The 16,811-nt window shown below is 68.9% G+C and carries 16 protein-coding genes; 9 read left to right on the top strand and 7 right to left on the bottom strand.

Translation table 11 applies throughout. The features are described from left to right. Positions 1-5: 5 nt before the first annotated feature. The 4 genes from PI246_RS06365 to PI246_RS06350 form a co-directional block, all read right to left on the bottom strand. Positions 6-1,241, bottom strand: coding sequence for a TraB/GumN family protein (locus tag PI246_RS06365; protein ID WP_320550460.1), 1,236 nt, complete (start codon positions 1,239-1,241; stop codon positions 6-8). Positions 1,242-1,308: 67 nt separating this feature from the next. Then, on the bottom strand, positions 1,309-2,199 hold the full coding sequence (locus PI246_RS06360; protein ID WP_320550459.1) for a carbon-nitrogen hydrolase: 891 nt from the start codon (positions 2,197-2,199) through the stop codon (positions 1,309-1,311). Between the two features lie 37 nt (positions 2,200-2,236). Continuing rightward, positions 2,237-3,274 (bottom strand): agmatine deiminase family protein, encoded by a 1,038-nt coding sequence (locus PI246_RS06355; protein ID WP_320550458.1) that lies wholly within the window; start codon positions 3,272-3,274, stop codon positions 2,237-2,239. A gap of 116 nt (positions 3,275-3,390) precedes the next feature. After that, positions 3,391-3,720 (bottom strand): hypothetical protein, encoded by a 330-nt coding sequence (locus PI246_RS06350; RefSeq protein WP_320550457.1) that lies wholly within the window; start codon positions 3,718-3,720, stop codon positions 3,391-3,393. Between the two features lie 177 nt (positions 3,721-3,897). Between PI246_RS06350 and PI246_RS06345 the strand changes: the two genes are divergently transcribed. The 6 genes from PI246_RS06345 to PI246_RS06320 all read left to right on the top strand — a co-directional run bounded on the left by PI246_RS06345 (position 3,898) and on the right by PI246_RS06320 (position 11,244). Further along, positions 3,898-5,787 (top strand): ABC-F family ATP-binding cassette domain-containing protein, encoded by a 1,890-nt coding sequence (locus tag PI246_RS06345; protein ID WP_320550456.1) that lies wholly within the window; start codon positions 3,898-3,900, stop codon positions 5,785-5,787. 2 nt (positions 5,788-5,789) lie between these two features. Next, positions 5,790-6,713: a phosphoglycerate mutase gene (locus tag PI246_RS06340; RefSeq protein ID WP_320550455.1), complete on the top strand. Its 924-nt coding sequence runs from the start codon at positions 5,790-5,792 to the stop codon at positions 6,711-6,713. Continuing rightward, the gene (gene recJ / locus PI246_RS06335; protein ID WP_320550454.1) at positions 6,710-8,419 is read left to right on the top strand and encodes a single-stranded-DNA-specific exonuclease RecJ; all 1,710 of its coding nucleotides are present in this window, start codon (positions 6,710-6,712) and stop codon (positions 8,417-8,419) included. Before PI246_RS06340 ends, recJ begins: the two co-directional genes overlap by 4 nt. A 36-nt stretch (positions 8,420-8,455) precedes the next feature. Continuing rightward, positions 8,456-9,430 (top strand): multidrug resistance efflux transporter family protein, encoded by a 975-nt coding sequence (locus tag PI246_RS06330; protein WP_320550453.1) that lies wholly within the window; start codon positions 8,456-8,458, stop codon positions 9,428-9,430. A gap of 54 nt (positions 9,431-9,484) precedes the next feature. Further along, the gene (locus PI246_RS06325) at positions 9,485-9,913 is read left to right on the top strand and encodes a hypothetical protein (RefSeq protein ID WP_320550452.1); all 429 of its coding nucleotides are present in this window, start codon (positions 9,485-9,487) and stop codon (positions 9,911-9,913) included. 86 nt (positions 9,914-9,999) lie between these two features. Next, the gene (locus tag PI246_RS06320; RefSeq protein ID WP_320550451.1) at positions 10,000-11,244 is read left to right on the top strand and encodes an MFS transporter; all 1,245 of its coding nucleotides are present in this window, start codon (positions 10,000-10,002) and stop codon (positions 11,242-11,244) included. Here the strand turns inward: PI246_RS06320 and PI246_RS06315 are convergent. The 3 genes from PI246_RS06315 to PI246_RS06305 are packed head-to-tail and all read right to left on the bottom strand — an operon-like array spanning position 11,241 to position 13,622. Beyond that, positions 11,241-12,143 (bottom strand): LysR family transcriptional regulator, encoded by a 903-nt coding sequence (locus tag PI246_RS06315; RefSeq protein WP_320550450.1) that lies wholly within the window; start codon positions 12,141-12,143, stop codon positions 11,241-11,243. The two genes, PI246_RS06320 and PI246_RS06315, sit on opposite strands and share 4 nt — an antisense overlap. Positions 12,144-12,149: 6 nt before the next feature. Next, positions 12,150-13,016, bottom strand: a complete 867-nt coding sequence (gene tesB / locus PI246_RS06310) for an acyl-CoA thioesterase II (protein WP_320550449.1) — start codon at positions 13,014-13,016, stop codon at positions 12,150-12,152. A gap of 36 nt (positions 13,017-13,052) precedes the next feature. Beyond that, positions 13,053-13,622 (bottom strand): N-acetylmuramoyl-L-alanine amidase, encoded by a 570-nt coding sequence (locus PI246_RS06305; protein ID WP_320550448.1) that lies wholly within the window; start codon positions 13,620-13,622, stop codon positions 13,053-13,055. A gap of 45 nt (positions 13,623-13,667) precedes the next feature. Here PI246_RS06305 and PI246_RS06300 point away from each other — a divergent pair, with 45 nt between their 5' ends. The 3 genes from PI246_RS06300 to PI246_RS06290 all read left to right on the top strand — a co-directional run bounded on the left by PI246_RS06300 (position 13,668) and on the right by PI246_RS06290 (position 16,806). Next, positions 13,668-14,186: an alpha/beta hydrolase gene (locus PI246_RS06300; RefSeq protein ID WP_320550447.1), complete on the top strand. Its 519-nt coding sequence runs from the start codon at positions 13,668-13,670 to the stop codon at positions 14,184-14,186. After that, the gene (gene rlmKL / locus PI246_RS06295; RefSeq protein WP_320550446.1) at positions 14,183-16,324 is read left to right on the top strand and encodes a bifunctional 23S rRNA (guanine(2069)-N(7))-methyltransferase RlmK/23S rRNA (guanine(2445)-N(2))-methyltransferase RlmL; all 2,142 of its coding nucleotides are present in this window, start codon (positions 14,183-14,185) and stop codon (positions 16,322-16,324) included. The genes PI246_RS06300 and rlmKL overlap by 4 nt, the downstream gene beginning before the upstream one ends. Positions 16,325-16,401: 77 nt before the next feature. Further along, entirely contained in the window at positions 16,402-16,806 is a 405-nt protein-coding gene (locus PI246_RS06290; protein WP_320550445.1) for a hypothetical protein, read from the top strand. Positions 16,807-16,811: the final 5 nt, after the last annotated feature.

Here is a 16,811-nt window from a genome sequence, read left to right as displayed (position 1 = left end):
CAGGCTCAGAGCACGCTCTTGAGGATGTGGATGCCGGCGATGTACTCCCCGGCGATGGTACCGATGCAGACCAGGAAGAAGTTGAGCAGCGTCCGCGCCACGCGATTTCGCCACCAGCCGGTCCAGTGGGTGATGTCGTCGCGCAGCCGCTCGAAGTCGCCCACGCGGGGCTTGCGCACCCAGGCCTCGGCCATCGCGCTGATGGCGCCGGAGGGTATGCCCGGGCGAAACGGCTTGATCGGACCCGCGATGAAGGCGGCGGCGATGCTCAAGGGATGCGCCCCGGCGATGATCGCGCCCAGCGCCGACAGGCCCCCGGTCAGCAACACCCAATTGAGCAGGGCGTCCTTGCCGAGGCTGGGATTGCGATAGAACGCGTAGCCGATCAGGGCGAAGATCGCCAGCACCAGGCCCACCGCGGCGTACTTGGGCCACCTCGACGGCGGGGGCGTCACGGCGAGTTCGTCCGCGAGCGCACGCGGATCGCCCGACTGCTCGGCGAGTTGGGCGCTCATGCCCTTGAGGTGGCCGGCGCCGATAACCACCAGTACCTTGCGGCTCGGGGCGTCGGGGTCCATCCGCCGTCCGTCTTCGCGCAGGCGGGCCGCCATGAACTCGTCGCGCTCGGCAATGAGCGCGCGGTACAACGGCGCGGAGCCTTTGGCGAAGTCGCTGAACGCGCTTTCCAGCAGGTCGGACTGCTTGAGCTTTTCGATGTCTTCCTCGGCGATGTCCTCGCGCTCGAACACGCTTCCGAGCATGCCCGCGAGCAGGCCGAATCGCTGGAAGAAGCCCACGCTTCGCCATGCGCGCTTGAGGGTGGTACCCACTTCGCGGTCGACGAGCCAGACCGGGATGCCCCGCGCCTCGGCGCCGTCCATCGCGGCCTTCATCTCCGCGCCCGGCTCGATGCCGTACTGCGCGGCGAGCCGTTTCTGGAACGAGCCGAGCACCAGGCTGGCGGCCACCATGCCGGCCTTGCCCTGGCGGATCACCTGGAACAGATCCATCTGCTTGAACGCCTCTGGATCGCGAATGCCGTGGGCGCGACTGGCGCACAATTCCACGGCCACGGCGTCGAAAGGCTCCTGCTCGAGCAGGGCTTCCACTGCCTGCACGCTGGCGCGCGAGACGTGCGCGGTGCCGAGGATCACGTAATGGACGCCGTCGCGTTCGACACGCACCACCGGTTGGCCGTCCAGGGCATCGGTGGAGTGGAGGGGAGTCTCGTCCGGGAGCATGCGGTTTCCTGCGCGTGGGTGGGGCGTGGGGATGGCGCGTCAGCCTGGGATCGGCGTCGCCGCGTCGTCAGTCGCGGAAGCGGCGGGTGAGGTCGCCGTACGCGTCGATGCGGCGATCGCGCAGGAACGGCCAGATGCGCCGTACGTGTTCGCTGCGCTGCATGTCGACCTCGCATACGAGCAGTTCGGGCGTGTCGGTGGCGGCCTGGGCGAGGAACTCGCCCTGAGGACCGGCGACGAAACTGGAGCCCCAGAACTGGATCCCCGCGCCGACGTTCGTGGGGTCGGCCTCGTAGCCGGTGCGGTTGCACGACAGCAGCGGTAGGCCATTGGCCACGGCGTGGCCGCGCTGCACGGTGATCCATGCTTCGCGTTGGCGGGCCTTTTCTTCGTCGGCATCGTTCGGGTCCCAGCCGATCGCGGTGGGGTAGAACAGCAGGTCGGCGCCGGCGAGCGCCATCAGGCGCGCGGCTTCCGGATACCACTGGTCCCAGCACACGAGTACGCCGAGCTTGCCTACCGAGGTGCGGATCGGCTCGAAGCCAAGGTCGCCCGGCGTGAAGTAGAACTTCTCATAGAACGCCGGATCGTCGGGGATATGCATCTTGCGGTACCTGCCGGCGATCTCGCGCGAGCGGTCGAAGACCACGGCGGTGTTGTGATAAAGGCCCGTGGCGCGCTTTTCGAAGATCGAGGCGACCACGACGAGCCGCAGTTCTTCGGCGAGGGCGCCGATGCGGTCGGTACCCGGGCCGGGAATCGTCTCGGCCAGGTCGAACACGTCGACGTTCTCGTGCTGGCAAAAATATGGGCCGTTGTGCAACTCCTGCAGCAGCACCAGTTCGGCACCGGCGCCGGCCGCCTTGCGTAGCCCGGCCTCGATCGCGTCGAGGTTGGCGTCGCGGCTGCCGTGGTCGGTTTCCTGGAGGAGGGCGACCGTGAGGGTCTTGCGGGTCATGTCGTTCTGCCTCGCGCGTAAGACCGCGCCTTGGGGGTTACTTTGCGATGTCGGCCGGCAACTGCATGGTGATGCAGTGCAGGCTCCCGTTCTGCCAGATCAGCGGACGGCAGGGCACCTGGACCACCTCGCGGCCGGGATGCGCCTGTCCGATGATCCGGGCGGCCTCGGCATCCACCCGGGCGCCATAGGCGGGCACCAGCACCGCGCCGTTGACGATCAGGTAATTGGCATAGGACGCCGCGAGACGACGGCCCTCGTCGAGAATCGGTTCCGCCCAAGGCAAGGGGTGCAAGGTATAGGGCCGGCCGTCGGTGGTGCGCAGGGCGGCCAGTTCGGCGGCCATGCGACCGAGTTCGTCGAAATGCGGATCGCTCGCGTCGTCGCAGGCCTGGTAGACGATGCCGCCGTCCGGGCTGAAACGTGCGAGCGTGTCGATATGGGCGTCGGTGTCGTCGCCTTCAAGGTAGCCGTGGTCGAGCCACAGCACGCGATCGGCGTGCAGGGTGGTCGCCAGCGTGTCCGTCATGGCCTCGCGGCTGAGCGACGGATGGCGCTGGTTGAGGCACTTCCACGTGGTGAGCACGGTGCCCTTGCCGTCGCTCTCGATGCCGCCGCCTTCCAGCGCCCAGTCGATGCGCCGATGCGGCAGGCCCGACAGCACGCCGTGCTGGAGAAGGCCGGCGATGATCGCGTCGTCCTGCGCGGCGCCGAACTTGCCGCCCCAGCCGGTGAAACGGTAATCGTTGAGCAGCACGCCGTCCGGGCCGGTGAGGGTGATCGGACCGGAGTCGCGCAGCCAGGTGTCGTCGTAGGGCAGTTCGATGAAGTGCAGGCGCGACATGTCGGCGCCAGCCGCTTCGGCGAGTCCGCGCGCCCGCTCGCGCAACGCGGCGTCGGCCACGATCACGTGAAGCGGTTCGAAACGGGTGACGGCCGCGGCGAGGGCGACGTAGGTGGTCTCGACCTCGGCCAGGCGGTCGGCCCAGTCGGTGTCCGCGTGGGGCCAGGCGATGAGCACGCCGGCCTGCGGCTCCCATTCGGCGGGCAGGCGGTACGAAGAGCGATCGGTCATGGTCGGGGAGGGGCTGGCGGAAAGCCCGCTATTGTAAGCCCTGGCGATGACCGAACGCCCACCACCTACGCCAGAAGGGTACGGGGCGCCGCTACTGGCGGCCCCGAATGGCGCGGTTACCTGGGGTTCGCCGGATCGGTGTTGTTGCCGGCCGGGGTGTTCAGCACGGTATGGATCACCCGGCTGCGCTCGAAGTAGACGATGTAGCCCGGGTACATCCAGCGGTTGATCACCGGCTGGTGACGGCTGCCGCCGCCGCGGGCGTCCAGTTTCGACGTCGGCGTGCCGAACCGGCGCTCCACCTCGGCCATGCTCATGCCCTTGGTGGGCAGGTTCAGGCCCTGCTCCTGGTGCACACGATTGACCAGCAGCGCGTCGCCGGCATGGACGGACGACGCGGCGGCCGCCAGGGCGAGCGCGATGAAAGCAGGCTTGAAGGTGTGCATATCGGCTCCCGTGCGCTCCCCATGCGGCGCAGGACGCCGTTGTAGCAGATCGTCCCGACGCACGCCACGGGCGCGGTCCCGCCGCTGTCGCCGCGGTGGGCTGGGTCGCGTGTCGGGCGACGGCGCCCGTGCCGGGCGGCTATCATGGGCAGTCGCCTACACGCCTGACCGCCCGCCATGATCTCGTTTCGCAACCTCGCCCTGCGTCGGGGCAGCCGCACGCTGCTGTCGCAGATGGACCTCACCCTGCAGACCGGCTGGAGCCTCGGCGTCATCGGCCGCAACGGCTGCGGCAAGTCCACGCTGTTCGCCGCCCTCAAAGGCGAGCTCGAACCGGAGGTCGGCGATCTCGACATGCCCTCGAAGGTGCGCCTGGCGTCGGTAGCCCAGGAAACCCCGGCGTTGCCCGATCCCGCTATCGACTACGTGCTTGGAGGCGACGTGGCGGTGGCGGCCGCGCTCAAGGCCGAGCAGGAGGCCTATGCCGCGGAAGACCACGAGGCCGTGGCCGCCGCGCACCACCGCATCGAAGAACTGAACGGTTACGACGCGCGCTCGCGCGCCGGCCGGCTCATGCATGGCCTGGGCTTCAGTCCGGAAACCCACGAACGCCCCGTCGCATCGTTTTCCGGTGGTTGGCGCGTGCGCCTGAACCTCGCCCGTGCGCTGATGGCGCCGTCCGACCTGCTGCTGCTTGACGAACCGACCAACCATCTCGACCTCGACGCCGTGCTGTGGCTCGAGGAGTGGCTGCGCCGTTACCAGGGCACCCTGCTCATCATCTCGCACGACCGCGAGTTCCTCGACGGCGTCATCTCGCACACGCTCCACCTGCACGACGGCACCGCCAAGCTCTATACCGGCAATTACACGCAGTTCGAGCGCCAGCGCGCCGAACACCTTCGCCAGCAGCAGATCGCGCACGAGCGCGAACAGGCCGAGCGCGCGCACCTGCAATCGTTCATCGATCGCTTCAAGGCGAAGGCGAGCAAGGCCAAGCAGGCGCAGTCGCGCATGAAGCGCCTGGAGAAAATGGCCGGTACCGAAGCCGTTCGCGCCGAACGCGCCTTCAGTTTCGCGTTCCCTGTGCCCGATCGCCTCCCCACCTCGATGCTCCAGCTCGATCACATCGACGTCGGCTATGGCGAGCACGTGGTGTTGCGCGACGTCGCCTTTGGCCTGGAGTCGGGTGACCGCATCGGCCTGCTCGGCCCCAACGGCGCGGGCAAGTCCACGATGGTCAAGGCGCTCGTCGGCGAGCTGGCGCCGCTGGCCGGCGAGCGCGGCATGCACAAGGACACGAAGATCGGCTACTTCGCCCAGCACACGGTCGAAAGCCTGATCGAGGGTGCCAGCCCATTCGATCATCTCCAGCAGAAGGCGCCCAACGCCGGCGCGCAGGTCCTGCGCGACTATCTCGGTACCTGGAATTTTCCGGGCGATCGGGCTTTCGAACCCGTCGACGCGTTCTCCGGCGGCGAGCGGGCCCGTCTCGCGCTGGCCCTGATCGCCTGGGACAAGCCCAACCTGCTGCTGCTGGACGAACCCACCAACCACCTCGACCTCGACATGCGCGAAGCGCTGGCCGACGCGCTCGCCGCCTTCGATGGCGCCCTCGTGCTGGTGTCGCATGACCGACATCTGCTCGGCATGGTCTGCGATGAGTTCTGGCGCGTCGCCGACGGCTCGGTCGAGCCTTTCGATGGCGACCTCGACGACTACGCGAAGTGGCTGCGTTCCCGCGCCACCACGCGCAAGACCGCCGCCGTGGCCTCGGCGGCGGCGGAAGCGCCCATCCAGGCGTCCGCGAAAGAAAAGCGCAAGCTCAGTGCCGAAGAACGCGAGAAAGAAAAGCCGCTGCGGGCGCGGGTCAAGAAGATCGAGTCCCTCATTGAAGGCATGGACAAGGAACTCACGACGATCGAGGCGAAACTCGCGGATCCCGCGGTCTACGACGGCCCGACAGCGGAGTTGATGAAGCTCGGCCAGCGCCAGGCCGAGCTTCGCGGCGAAAAGGACACCCTCGAACGCGAGTGGATGGATATCCTCGAGAAGATCGAGGCCTGACGATGGCCCGCGTGTTGAACGTCCTGCTGCCGGGCCGCGAAAAACTCGCCTTCGTCGCGGATTTCGCGGCGTGGCTGGCGCGGGGCACGGCCTTGCCCGAACGTATGCCGGGCTATCTCAGCGCGTTGGCGGAGCAGTTCCGCTGGCCCGGCGGCCCGCTGCCGGCGGCCGCGCTCATCCGCCAGGCGGTGGCCGGCGATGCCGGCGATGCGCGCTGGCTGTGTGCCGATCCGGCCTGGGTGCAGGCCGAACTCAACGGTGCGCGACTGCTCGGCTGCGGCAACCTCGCCGTGAGCCCCACCGACGCCGTCGCGATGGTGCAGGCGCTGCGCGAGACGTTCGCCGAGCATGGCATGAACCTGCATGTGGGCGATCCGCAGCACTGGCAGTTGAGCGTGCCCGTCGATCTGCCGTTGCCCGCGTTTCCGGAGCCGGAAGACGCGCTGGGCGCCGATTTCTTCACGCAGTTGCCGCAAGGCGAAGAGGGGCGTCGCTGGCGCGCCTTGCTTAACGAGGCCCAGGTGGTGTTGCACCACCTGCCCGAGAACGCCGCGCGCGTGCGCGACGGCCTGCCGCCCGTGAACAGCGTGTGGCTGTGGGGCGCGGGCACCTTGCCGGCTTGGGTGGAATGCGGCCAAGGGCGCATCTACAGCGACGACCTGCTGGTCTGGGCGTTGGGCCAGAAGGCCAACGTCGACGTGCAGTCGCGCTCGGTTTTTTCGGCACGCGCCCGTGTCGGCGACGAACCCGTGGCCTTCACCCTGCTCGATCTCCAGGACGTGCAGCCGTCGCTTTTCGACCGGTCCTGGTGGCCTTTGCTACGCGAGCGCCTGGACGCCGGCCACGAGCTTCGCCTGTCGTTCGCCGACGGTCATCGCGTCGTGCTGCGCAAGCGTCACCGCCTGCGTTTCTGGCGCACGCCGTGACGACGAAGGTGTGGCGCCGTCGCGCCGTCGGCGAGGCGCCGCGCGGCTGGCCTGCGCATGTGCACGCCGTGGTGCAGCGGCTGTACGCCGCGCGTGGCGTCAGCACGCCCGACGGGGCGGAGCACAAGCTGGCGCGGATGCTCGCACCGACGCTCCTGGGTGGCATGGATCGCGCCGTGGCCTTGCTGAGGCAGGCGATCGACGAGGACTGGCGCATCATCGTCGCCGGCGACTACGACTGCGACGGTGCCACCGGCACCGCGGTGGCCGTGCGCGGGCTGCGCCTGCTCGGCGCGAAACACGTCGGTCACGTGGTGCCGAACCGCTTCGTGCACGGTTACGGCCTCGGCGAAGCGCTGGTTGCGTCGCTCGAGCCGGCCCCCGACCTCATCGTCACCGTCGACAATGGCGTGGCGAGCGTGGCTGGCGTGGCGGCCGCGCACGCGCGCGGCATCCGTGTACTGGTCACCGACCATCACCTCCCTGGCGACGTCCTGCCCGACGCCGATGCCATGGTGAACCCCAACCTCTCCGGCGACGGCTTCCCCAGCAAGGCGCTGTCGGGCGTCGGCGTGATGTTCTACCTCCTGCTCGGCCTGCGCGCGGCGATGCGCGATGCCGGGCGTTTTCCCGGGGAGGTGCCCGACCTCGGCGTCCTGTTGGATCTCGTCGCCCTGGGCACGGTCGCCGACCTCGTGCCGCTGGATTTCAACAACCGGGTACTCGTCGAAGCGGGTCTGAGGCGCATGCGCGCCGGCCGCGCCTGTCCCGGCATCGCCGCCTTGATCGACGTGAGTAACCGGTCGGTCGCGAGCGTGGCCGCCACCGACCTTGCGTTCGCCGTGGGGCCGCGACTCAACGCCGCCGGTCGCCTGGAGGACATGTCGCTCGGCGTGGCCTGCCTGTTGACCGACGAGGTCGCCATCGCCCGCCGGTACGCGGAGCAGCTCTCGGCGATCAACCAGGAGCGTCGCGAGGTCCAGGCCGGCATGGTCGACGAGGCCGAACGCATGGTGGCCGGCATGTCGCACGTGGATGCCGTCGGCGTCGCGTTGTTCGATCCGGGCTGGCACGCCGGGGTGGTGGGCCTGGTGGCCTCCAAGCTCAAGGAAAAGCTGCACCGGCCCGTGCTCGCGTTCGCGCCCGCCGGCGACGACAGCGACGAGCTGCGCGGGTCGGCGCGTTCGATTCCCGGCTTCCACATCCGCGACGCGCTCGCCGAGATCGACGCGCGCCATCCCGGTTTGGTGCTGCGCTTCGGAGGCCACGCGATGGCCGCCGGCCTCAGTCTGAAAACGGTCGATTTCGGTCGCTTCGCCGCGGCGTTCGACGCCGTGGCCCGCACGCATCTCGACGACGAGCGCCTGCAGGCGTCGATCCATACCGACGGCGAACTGGACTACCGCGACCACACCCTCGACCTGGCTCGACAGCTCCGCCACGCGGGACCGTGGGGGCAGGGCTTTCCGCCGCCGCTCTTCGAGAACGTGTTCGAGTGCGCTTCGTGGAAACCGATGGGCTCTCGCCACCTGCGCCTTCAACTGCGCCATACCCAGGGCGGTGCGCCGCTGGATGCCGTGATGTTCGGTGTTTACGACGGCACGCCCCCGCCGTCGCGGTTGCGCGCCGCCTACGAGTTGGCGGTTAACGACTGGCAGGGACGTGAAAGCGTGCGCTTGCTGCTGACCCACATGGAAGCGGTCTGAGCGCTCGATGCTCGCAGGCTCTGGCATAGTCGACCGATGTCATCGAACGCCCTCAAAGCCGTCGCCATCGCGCTGCTGTCCGCGCTGTTCTTCACGCTGACCTACGTGCTTAACCGCGCGGTCGTTAGCGGCGGCGGTCACTGGCAATGGGCGGTGATACTGCGTTACCTCCTGACCCTGCCGCTGCTGGCTGTCGTGCTGCCTTTCCAGGGCGGCCTGGGGCGCCTGCCGCATGAGCTGCGCACGCATCCGCGCACGTGGCTTGCCTGGAGCGGCGTCGGCTTCGTGCTCTTCGGCGTGCCGCTCACCTGGGCCGCGAGCAGCGGGCCGTCCTGGCTGGTCGCGGGTAGCTTCCAGACCACGGTGCTGGCCGGACCCTTGCTCGCGCCCTTCATCTACAGCGACGAGCGGGCACGCTGGCAGGGTGGGGTGCTGGCGATCGGCGGCCTGATCGTCACCGGCGTCATGTTGCTGCAGTTCGGGCACGCGCACGGTGCGCTCGATGCGTCCGCGTGGCTTGCCGTGGGCGCGGTGGTCTTCGCCGCGTTCGCCTATCCGCTAGGCAACCGGATGATCCTGCTGCATCTGGAGCGCAGCGGCACGCGACTGGGCGCGGTGCAGCGCGTGTTCGGCATGACGCTGTCGAGCTGGCCGTTCTGGTGGGTGTTGGCGGTGGTGGCGTGGCTTGCTGTGGGCCCCCCGTCGTGGCGCGACGTGCTCCTGGCCGGCGGTGTCGCCCTGTCGTCGGGCGTGGTCGCCACGGTGCTGTTCTTTCACGCGACCGAGCGCGTCGGCCGTCAACCGACCGCGCTGGCCGCGGTGGAAGCCATGCAGGCGGCGGAGCTGCTCTTCGCCACCGCGATGGGCGCGGCGTTTCTGGGCGAACCCGCGCCAGGCCCGCTGGCGGCCTGCGGCGCGGTGGCCATCGTGGCCGGCATCGTCGGGTTTGCCTGGGCGAGCGCCCGCGAAGCGGTGCCTGACCCGGCGGTAAGCACCGATCGCGGGGCCTGAGTATTCTCTTGCCCTGGCGCGGTACGCTGGCCGCGCTATCACGGAGGTTGCGCCATGAAGACCCTCATCCTCGCCTTGCTCGCCGGCCTTCCGTCGTCGCCGCAGACGCCGCCGGGCATGCACCGCGAGCCGGCCCCCGAGGTGCAGCCCCTGCGCCAGTTCAGCTGGCGCGATCCTGCGGTCGGCTACACGTTCATCGGCCCGCCGCGCTGGGCGGGCGTGGTGCAGGCGGTGCCCCTGCAGGGCGCGCACGGTGTGCGGTTCGTGGCCGATGGCAAGACGATCCTCACGGTGCGCAGCAGCGACGATGCCCAGGCGGAGGTGCGCGAAGGTTCCGGCGCGATCGCGCTGTCGCGCCGCGACGGCCGCGTGCTGACCGCCCAGGTCGGTGACGGGGCGGGGCCGCTGGCACTCACGCCGGAAGAAATGGCGTCGGCCATTCGCTGGGACGGCGACGCGGGCGGCGGGGCCGCCGAGCGCTGATACGGGGCCCTGACGATTCGTCAGGGCTATCGAACCGGAGGTTTTGCGGTATCGATTCGACTCAATCCAGGGTCTAGCCTGTGCCCATGACGGATTCCCTGGAGGTTCCCGTGGACGGTTCATCGCCTGCCACGCCCGACCGTCGCCTGCGCCACGGCACGGCGGCCTTTCGCCGCACCAACCTGGCGTTGTTCTCGTCGGGCTTTGCGACGTTCGGCCTGCTCTATTGCGTGCAGCCGCTGATGCCCGCGTTTTCCCACGCCTTTGGCGTGGACGCCGCGGCAAGTTCGCTATCGCTGTCGCTGACCACGGGCGTGCTTGCCGTGGCGATGCTGTTTGCCGGGGCGCTGTCGGACGCCTGGGGTCGCAAGCCGGTGATGCTCGCCTCGTTGCTCGGGTCGTCGCTGCTGGTGCTGGCGACCGCCGTGTCCACCGACTGGACCATGCTGCTGGTGTTGCGTGCGCTGCTGGGTGTGTCGCTCGCAGGCCTTCCCGCCGTGGCGATGACCTACGTCAGCGAAGAGATCCACACGGACTCGCTTGGCTTCGCCATGGGCCTGTACATCGGCGGCAACGCCATCGGCGGCATGGGCGGCCGGTTGATCGCGGGCTTCGCCGCCGATCACGCGTCGTGGCGCGTCGCCGTCGGCGTCATCGGCGTGCTGGGCCTGTGCGCTGCGGCGCTGGTGGCGAAGGGGTTGCCGCCGTCGATGCACTTCGAGCGCCGCCGTGTCCATCCGCGTGCGCTGGCGTCGGCCTTCGGCGGTCTCTGGCGCGATGCGGGATTGCCCTGGTTGTTCGCCGAGGGTTTCCTGTTGATGGGCGCGTTCGTGACGATCTACAACTACGTGTCCTACCGTCTGTTGGCGCCGCCGTTTTCGCTGTCGCAATCGCACGTGGGAGCGATCTTCCTCGTCTATCTCGTGGGCGTCGCCAGTTCGGCGTGGATGGGGGCGCTCGCGGGGCGCCTGGGCCGCCGCCGTGTCTTGTGGACGGCCTTCGTCATCATGCTGGCCGGCGTGGCGTTGACCGCGTCCGCGTCGCTGTGGGCCATCGTCGCTGGCATCGCCCTGGTCACCTTCGGTTTCTTCGGCGGTCATTCGATCGCAAGCAGCTGGGTCGGCAAGCGCGCGGGCGTGGCCAAGGCCCATGCGTCGTCGTTCTACCTCTTCGCGTATTACATGGGCTCGGCCATTGCCGGCTCGCTCGGTGGCTTCGCGTGGACGCATGCCGGCTGGGCCGGTGTCGCGGTCTACGTCGCAGGGCTGCTGGTGGCCGGCCTCGCGGTGGCGGCGAAGCTGCGCCACCTCGCGCCGTTGCCCGTTCGCTAGGGAACGACGTGCGTCGCACGCATCGCCGTGGTGAAGGCCTTGACGAGGGCCGAGCCATCATCACGGCGGTGCGCCAGGTGCAGCGCGCTGGCGGCATCGGGCGAATCGATGGCGACGTAGGCCACGCCGTCGACCTGCACCTGTCGCAGCGACGCCGGCAGCACGGCCACGCCCAGGCCCGCGGCCACCAGTCCGATCAGGGTGGAGGCCTCGCCTGCCTCCTGAGCGATGCGCGGCGAGAAGCCCGCGTTGCGGCACATGGTCAGCCACTGGTCGAGGATGCCCGTGCCCGCCGCACGGGTGAACACGACGAAACGCTCGTCGGCCAGCTCCGTCATGCGCAGGGAGCGCCGTCGACGCGTCGCGAGTGGATGCCCTGCGGGTAGCACGGCCAGCAGCGGATCGTCGACGATCCGGTGCGACACGAGCGAGGCGGGCAGGGCGGTGCCCCGGAGCAGCCCGACTTGCTGGCGACCGTCGAGCAGGGCTTCGATCTGCTGGAAGGTGTTGCGTTCCACCAGGTCGAGGTGGACGGCTGGATAGGCCTCGCGAAACGCGCGGATGGCGCGGGAAAACCGCTCGATCAGTGGCGCCGATCGGGTGAACGCGACGCGCAGCTCGCCGACTTCGCCGCGACTCGCCCGTTGCGCGAGGTCCGCGGCATCCCGCACGCGCCCGAGGATGTCGCGCGCGGCGGCAAGGTACGCCGCACCCGCGTCGGTCAGCTCCACCCGGCGATTGGTCCGGCGTAGCAGGCGCACGCCGAGCATGGTTTCCAGGTCACGGATCTGCTGACTCAGCGGCGGCTGCGAGATGCCGAGCCGTTCGGCGGCGCGGCCGAAGTGCAGTTCGTCGGCCACGGCGATGAAATAGCGCAGGTGCCGCAGCTCGACCTGCATCGCGGATCAGCCGGGCCGCACGCGGATCAGGCCTTCCTGGGCCGTGGAGGCGATAAGCCGCCCGTCGCGGGTGTAGATCATGCCGCGGGCCAGGCCGCGGCCGCCCTGCGACGTGGGGCTGTCGAAGGAATAGAGCAGCCACTCGTCGATGCGGAACGGCCGGTGGAACCACAGCGCGTGGTCGAGACTGGCCATCTGCATGTTGCGGGTGAGATAGGAGATGCCGTGGGGCAGCGTCGCGGTGCCGATCAGGTGGAAATCCGACGCGTAGGCGAGCAGGGCCTGGTGTAGTGGCAGCGTGTCGTCCACCGGGGCGGTGAGGCGAAACCAGATGTGCTGGTAGGGCGGACGCTTGGCGGGCCGCAGTTCGTCGCGTGGCCACACATGGCGGAACTCGAACGGACCGTCGATACCCAGCCAGCGCTGCGACTTCTCGGGCAGGCGCGCCAGTTGCTCGGCGTTGAGGGCGGGCATCGGTTCGACGTCTTCGGGCGCGGGCACCTCGGGCATCGACATCTGGTGTTCGTAGCCGGTCTCGGGTTCCTGGAACGAAATCGAGCCATTGAGGATCGGCTGGCCATGCTGGATGGCGACGACGCGCCGCGACGAGAACGAACCGCCGTCCCGGGTGCGCTCCACGCTGTAGACGATCGGCGCATCGATGTCGCCCGCGCGCAGGAAGTAGGCATGCAGCGAATGCGCTTCGCGCGACGGGTCCACCGTACGCTGCGCCGCGGACAATGCCTGGCCGAGCACCTGTCCGCCGAACACGAAGCGGGTGCCGATGTCGCGGCTCTGGCCGCGGAAGAGGTTGTCTTCGAGGCGTTCGAGTTGCAGCAGTTCGACGAGTTCGCCGACGTGATGTTCCGACATGGGGATCCTGGCAGGGTGGCGCGCGGTGGGGGCGGATTATAGCGGGGGTGCCGCCGTGATCCGCGTCAGCGGCAGGTCGGCGAGAAGGCGATCCCAGGGGAACATCGGGCCCGGGTCGCGCTTGCGCGGCACCTCGCGTCCGGGCGCGTCGCTTGCCGGCACGCGGGCCAGGTCGAGGTCCTCGTGGCCGGCCACGAGGCGCAGCGTGGGAAAGCGCGTCATCAGTTGCGCCACCAACGCGACGAGCGCGTCGACCTGGGTGTCGGGGTAAGGCTCGGTCATGACCTGGTTGTCCGAACGGAACCAGTCCGGGTAGCGCCCGAGGTTGACCAGTTCGATGCCGATCGAGCGAGGGTTGTAGCCGCGCGTGTGGTTGGCCGTGCGGTGTGGATCGACATAGCAGAGCGTCGTGCCGTCGCGGTCGATGTAGTAGTGGCCGCTGGCGCCCGTGCCGCGGTCCTCGTAGAGCACGCGTTCGCCGTATTCGCGGGCCATGCCGAGATCGGGCAATTCGGTGCAGTGGATCACCAGCAGGTCCACGTCGCCCGGCGATCGCTCGGGCAGGCGGGCCTCGTAAGGCAGGGGGGCATACAGGATGTCGATCATGGCGCTTTGATAACATAGCCGGTCATTTCGCGTACGGAGACCGCCATGCGCGGCCACATCATCCTTTCCCACGGGTCCGACTCCGGCCCCGACGCCACCAAGGTGAGCGCCCTGGCCGCCCTGGCCGAACGCCTCGGGTGGTCGACCGTGCGTCCCGATTACCGCGAAGCCGACCGCCTGGGCTACGCCGGGTCGATCGCCCCGCGCCTGGCGACGCTCGGCGAGGCCCTCGCCGCGGCGCCGGTGCCGCCGGTACTGGTCGGTTCGAGCATGGGCGCGTTCGTGTCGGGCCTCGCCTCGCTGGACGCGCCGGTCGCCGGGCTCTTCCTGCTGGCGCTGCCGACCCGCATCCCGGGCTATCCCCGGGCCTTCGCGGCGCGCGAAGGCGTGCCGTCGTTCCTCGTGCACGGGTATGCCGACGATGTCTGCCCGCTGGACGACGCCCTCGCGTTCGCTTCCGGTCGTCGCATGCCGGCGCTGCTGGTGGACGACGACCATCGGCTGGGCGCCACGCTGGGCGATATCGAGGCCGAATTCGGCCGCTTCCTGGAACGCCTGGCATGAATTTTTTCGCTACCTGCCCGAAGGGCCTGGAATACCTGCTCAAAGACGAACTGGTTGCCATCGGCGCCGCCGAGGTCAAGGAGGCGCTGGCGGGCGTGTCGTTCGAAGGCTCGCTGGAAACCGCCTACCGCGCTTGCCTGTGGTCGCGCATGGCCAGCCGCGTGCTGCTGCCCGTGGCCGAATTCGAGGCGGCCACGCCCGAGGCGCTCTATGACGGGGTGCAGGCCGTGGCCTGGGCGGATCACCTGGCGGCCCACGGCACCCTGGCGGTCGATGCCAACACCGCCCTGAGCAAGCTCACCCACAGCCAGTTCATCGCGCTGAAGACCAAGGACGCCATCGTCGACCAGTTTCGCGCCGCCAGCGGCGCGCGTCCCGATGTGGATCCCGAAGAGCCCGACCTGCGGGTGAACGTGCGCCTGCGCCGCGACCGTGCCACCGTATCGGTCGACCTGTCCGGCTCGCCGTTGCACCGTCGCGGCTGGCGCGAGCGCCAGGGCGAGGCCCCGCTCAAGGAAAACCTCGCGGCGGCGATGCTCGTCCGCGCGCAGTGGCCGCGCATCTATGCCGACGGCGGCGCGCTGGTCGACCCCATGTGCGGCTCCGGCACCCTGTTGATCGAGGGCGCGCTGATGGCTGCCGACGTGGCGCCCGGCCTGCGTCGGGGCTATTACGGCTTCCTGGGGTGGCTCAAGCACGATTACGCCCTGTGGCGGTCGCTGTGGGACGAGGCCAAGGCCCGCGCCGACGAGGGGATGCGCCAGCTGCGACCGGTGTTCTTCGGCAGCGATGCGGACCCGAACATGGTGCAGACCGCCAAGCGCAACGCGCAGGCGGCCAACGTGGCGGGCTTCATGCACCTGGACCGCCGAGACGCCGTGCACGTGGCGCCGCCTCCCGAGACCCCGCTGGGCCTGGTGATCACCAATCCGCCCTACGGCGAGCGCCTGGGCGACCGCGCCGAGTTGCCGCGCCTCTATCAGGACCTGGGCACCGCGCTCAAGGAGCGTTTCCCGGGCTGGCGGGCCGCCGTGCTCGCCGGCGACGAAGAACTCGGCCGCGCGCTACGCCTGTCGCCCGACAAGCGCTATGCCTTGTTCAACGGCGCCCTCGAAACCCCGCTGCTGACTTTCAGCCTGCGCGCCCGCGACGAGGCGCCCCGCGAGGCGAAGCCCCTCTCCGAGGGCGCGCAGATGCTGCGCAACCGGCTCGAAAAGAACGTGCGCCACCTGCGCAAGCGGCTGGCACGCGAGGGCATCACCTGCTGGCGGGCCTACGACCAGGACCTTCCCGAATATGCGGCTGCCATCGACGTCTACGAAAACTGGTTGCACGTCCAGGAATACAAGGCGCCCCAGGACGTTCCGGTCGACGTGGCGCGTCTGCGGATGCGTGAGATCGTTCGCGTGGCCGCCGAGGTGTTCGGCACGCCGCGCGAGCGGATCGCGGTGAAGACGCGCGAGCGCGGCAAGGGCGGCTCCAAGTACGGCCAGTTCGACCAGCGCGGCGAGTTCATCGAGGTGCACGAGGGCGGCCTGGCTTTCCTCATCAACCCGACCGACTACCTCGACACGGGCCTGTTCCTCGATCACCGTCTCGTCCGCGACAAGATTCGCGAACTCGCCCCCGGCAAGCACTTCCTCAACCTGTTTGCTTATACGGGCACGGCGAGCGTTTACGCCGCGGCGGGCGATGCCCGCGACACCACGAGCGTCGACCTGTCCGGCACCTACCTCGACTGGGCGTCGAAAAACCTGGCGCTCAACGGCTTCACGGGCAACCGCCACCGGCTGGTCCAGGACGATGCCATGGCGTTCCTCGAAAAACGCTCCATGCAGTACGGGCTGATCTATGTCGACCCGCCGACGTTCTCCAACTCCAAAAAAGCCGACGACTTCGACGTGCAGCGCGATCACGTCAAGTTGCTGCGCCTTTGCGCCGACCGTCTTCTGCCGGACGGGGTGATCGTTTTCTCGAACAATTACCGACGGTTCCAGCTTGATCGGGCGGCCCTTGAGCCCCATTTCTCCATCGAAGACTGGAGCGCACAGAGCATTCCGTTCGACTTTGCCCGTCGCCACGATATCCACGGCTGCTGGCTGCTTCGGAAGCCCTTCGTTAACCCTTGGAAAACGTGAAAGGGTCGTGCAGAAAACTTCAGTCCGGATTCAGTGCCGCGGCGCGAATCTGCGCTCAACACCCGGAGGCAACCGTCATGAAAGGTAAGCTCGTCAAGTCCGCCATCGCCCTCGCTGCCGTAGGCCTGATGGCGTTCACGCCCGCCACGTTCGCGCATGGCTGGGGGTACGGCGGCGGTTATCGCGGCGGTTATTACGGTGGTGGCGGCTATTACGGCCGCGGCTACCATGACCACACCGGTCGGTGGATCGCTGGCGCCATTGTCGCCGGCACAGTGGGTGCGCTGGTCTACAACGCCACCCAGCCGCGTACCGTGGTCTACGATCGCCCGGTGTATTACGACCGGCCGGTCTACTACAGCCGCCCGGCCACGGTGGTCTACGACGACGCGCCGGTCGTGACCCGTCGCGTTACCACTACCACCACCACGTACGACGACGGCTACACCACTCGCTACGTGCGCGACGATGGCGGTTACTGATCGCG

The organism is Luteibacter sahnii, from assembly GCF_034063545.1.
Classification (GTDB): Bacteria; Pseudomonadota; Gammaproteobacteria; order Xanthomonadales; family Rhodanobacteraceae; genus Luteibacter; species Luteibacter sahnii.
Note: the sequence above shows the minus strand (reverse complement) of the source record. Positions and strands in the feature narration are given on the sequence as shown.

Excerpts from the sequence above, each read along its gene's own strand:
- PI246_RS06305 (WP_320550448.1), bottom strand. The coding sequence starts at position 13,622 with ATGATCGACATCCTGTATGCCCCCCTGCCTTACGAGGCCCGCCTGCCC.
- PI246_RS06360 (WP_320550459.1), bottom strand. The coding sequence starts at position 2,199 with ATGACCCGCAAGACCCTCACGGTCGCCCTCCTCCAGGAAACCGACCAC.
- PI246_RS06325 (WP_320550452.1), top strand. The coding sequence starts at position 9,485 with ATGAAGACCCTCATCCTCGCCTTGCTCGCCGGCCTTCCGTCGTCGCCG.
- PI246_RS06355 (WP_320550458.1), bottom strand. The coding sequence starts at position 3,274 with ATGACCGATCGCTCTTCGTACCGCCTGCCCGCCGAATGGGAGCCGCAG.
- PI246_RS06340 (WP_320550455.1), top strand. The coding sequence starts at position 5,790 with ATGGCCCGCGTGTTGAACGTCCTGCTGCCGGGCCGCGAAAAACTCGCC.
- PI246_RS06345 (WP_320550456.1), top strand. The coding sequence starts at position 3,898 with ATGATCTCGTTTCGCAACCTCGCCCTGCGTCGGGGCAGCCGCACGCTG.
- rlmKL (WP_320550446.1), top strand. The coding sequence starts at position 14,183 with ATGAATTTTTTCGCTACCTGCCCGAAGGGCCTGGAATACCTGCTCAAA.
- PI246_RS06290 (WP_320550445.1), top strand. The coding sequence starts at position 16,402 with ATGAAAGGTAAGCTCGTCAAGTCCGCCATCGCCCTCGCTGCCGTAGGC.
- PI246_RS06365 (WP_320550460.1), bottom strand. The coding sequence starts at position 1,241 with ATGCTCCCGGACGAGACTCCCCTCCACTCCACCGATGCCCTGGACGGC.
- PI246_RS06300 (WP_320550447.1), top strand. The coding sequence starts at position 13,668 with ATGCGCGGCCACATCATCCTTTCCCACGGGTCCGACTCCGGCCCCGAC.
- PI246_RS06315 (WP_320550450.1), bottom strand. The coding sequence starts at position 12,143 with ATGCAGGTCGAGCTGCGGCACCTGCGCTATTTCATCGCCGTGGCCGAC.
- PI246_RS06330 (WP_320550453.1), top strand. The coding sequence starts at position 8,456 with ATGTCATCGAACGCCCTCAAAGCCGTCGCCATCGCGCTGCTGTCCGCG.
- tesB (WP_320550449.1), bottom strand. The coding sequence starts at position 13,016 with ATGTCGGAACATCACGTCGGCGAACTCGTCGAACTGCTGCAACTCGAA.
- PI246_RS06320 (WP_320550451.1), top strand. The coding sequence starts at position 10,000 with ATGACGGATTCCCTGGAGGTTCCCGTGGACGGTTCATCGCCTGCCACG.
- PI246_RS06350 (WP_320550457.1), bottom strand. The coding sequence starts at position 3,720 with ATGCACACCTTCAAGCCTGCTTTCATCGCGCTCGCCCTGGCGGCCGCC.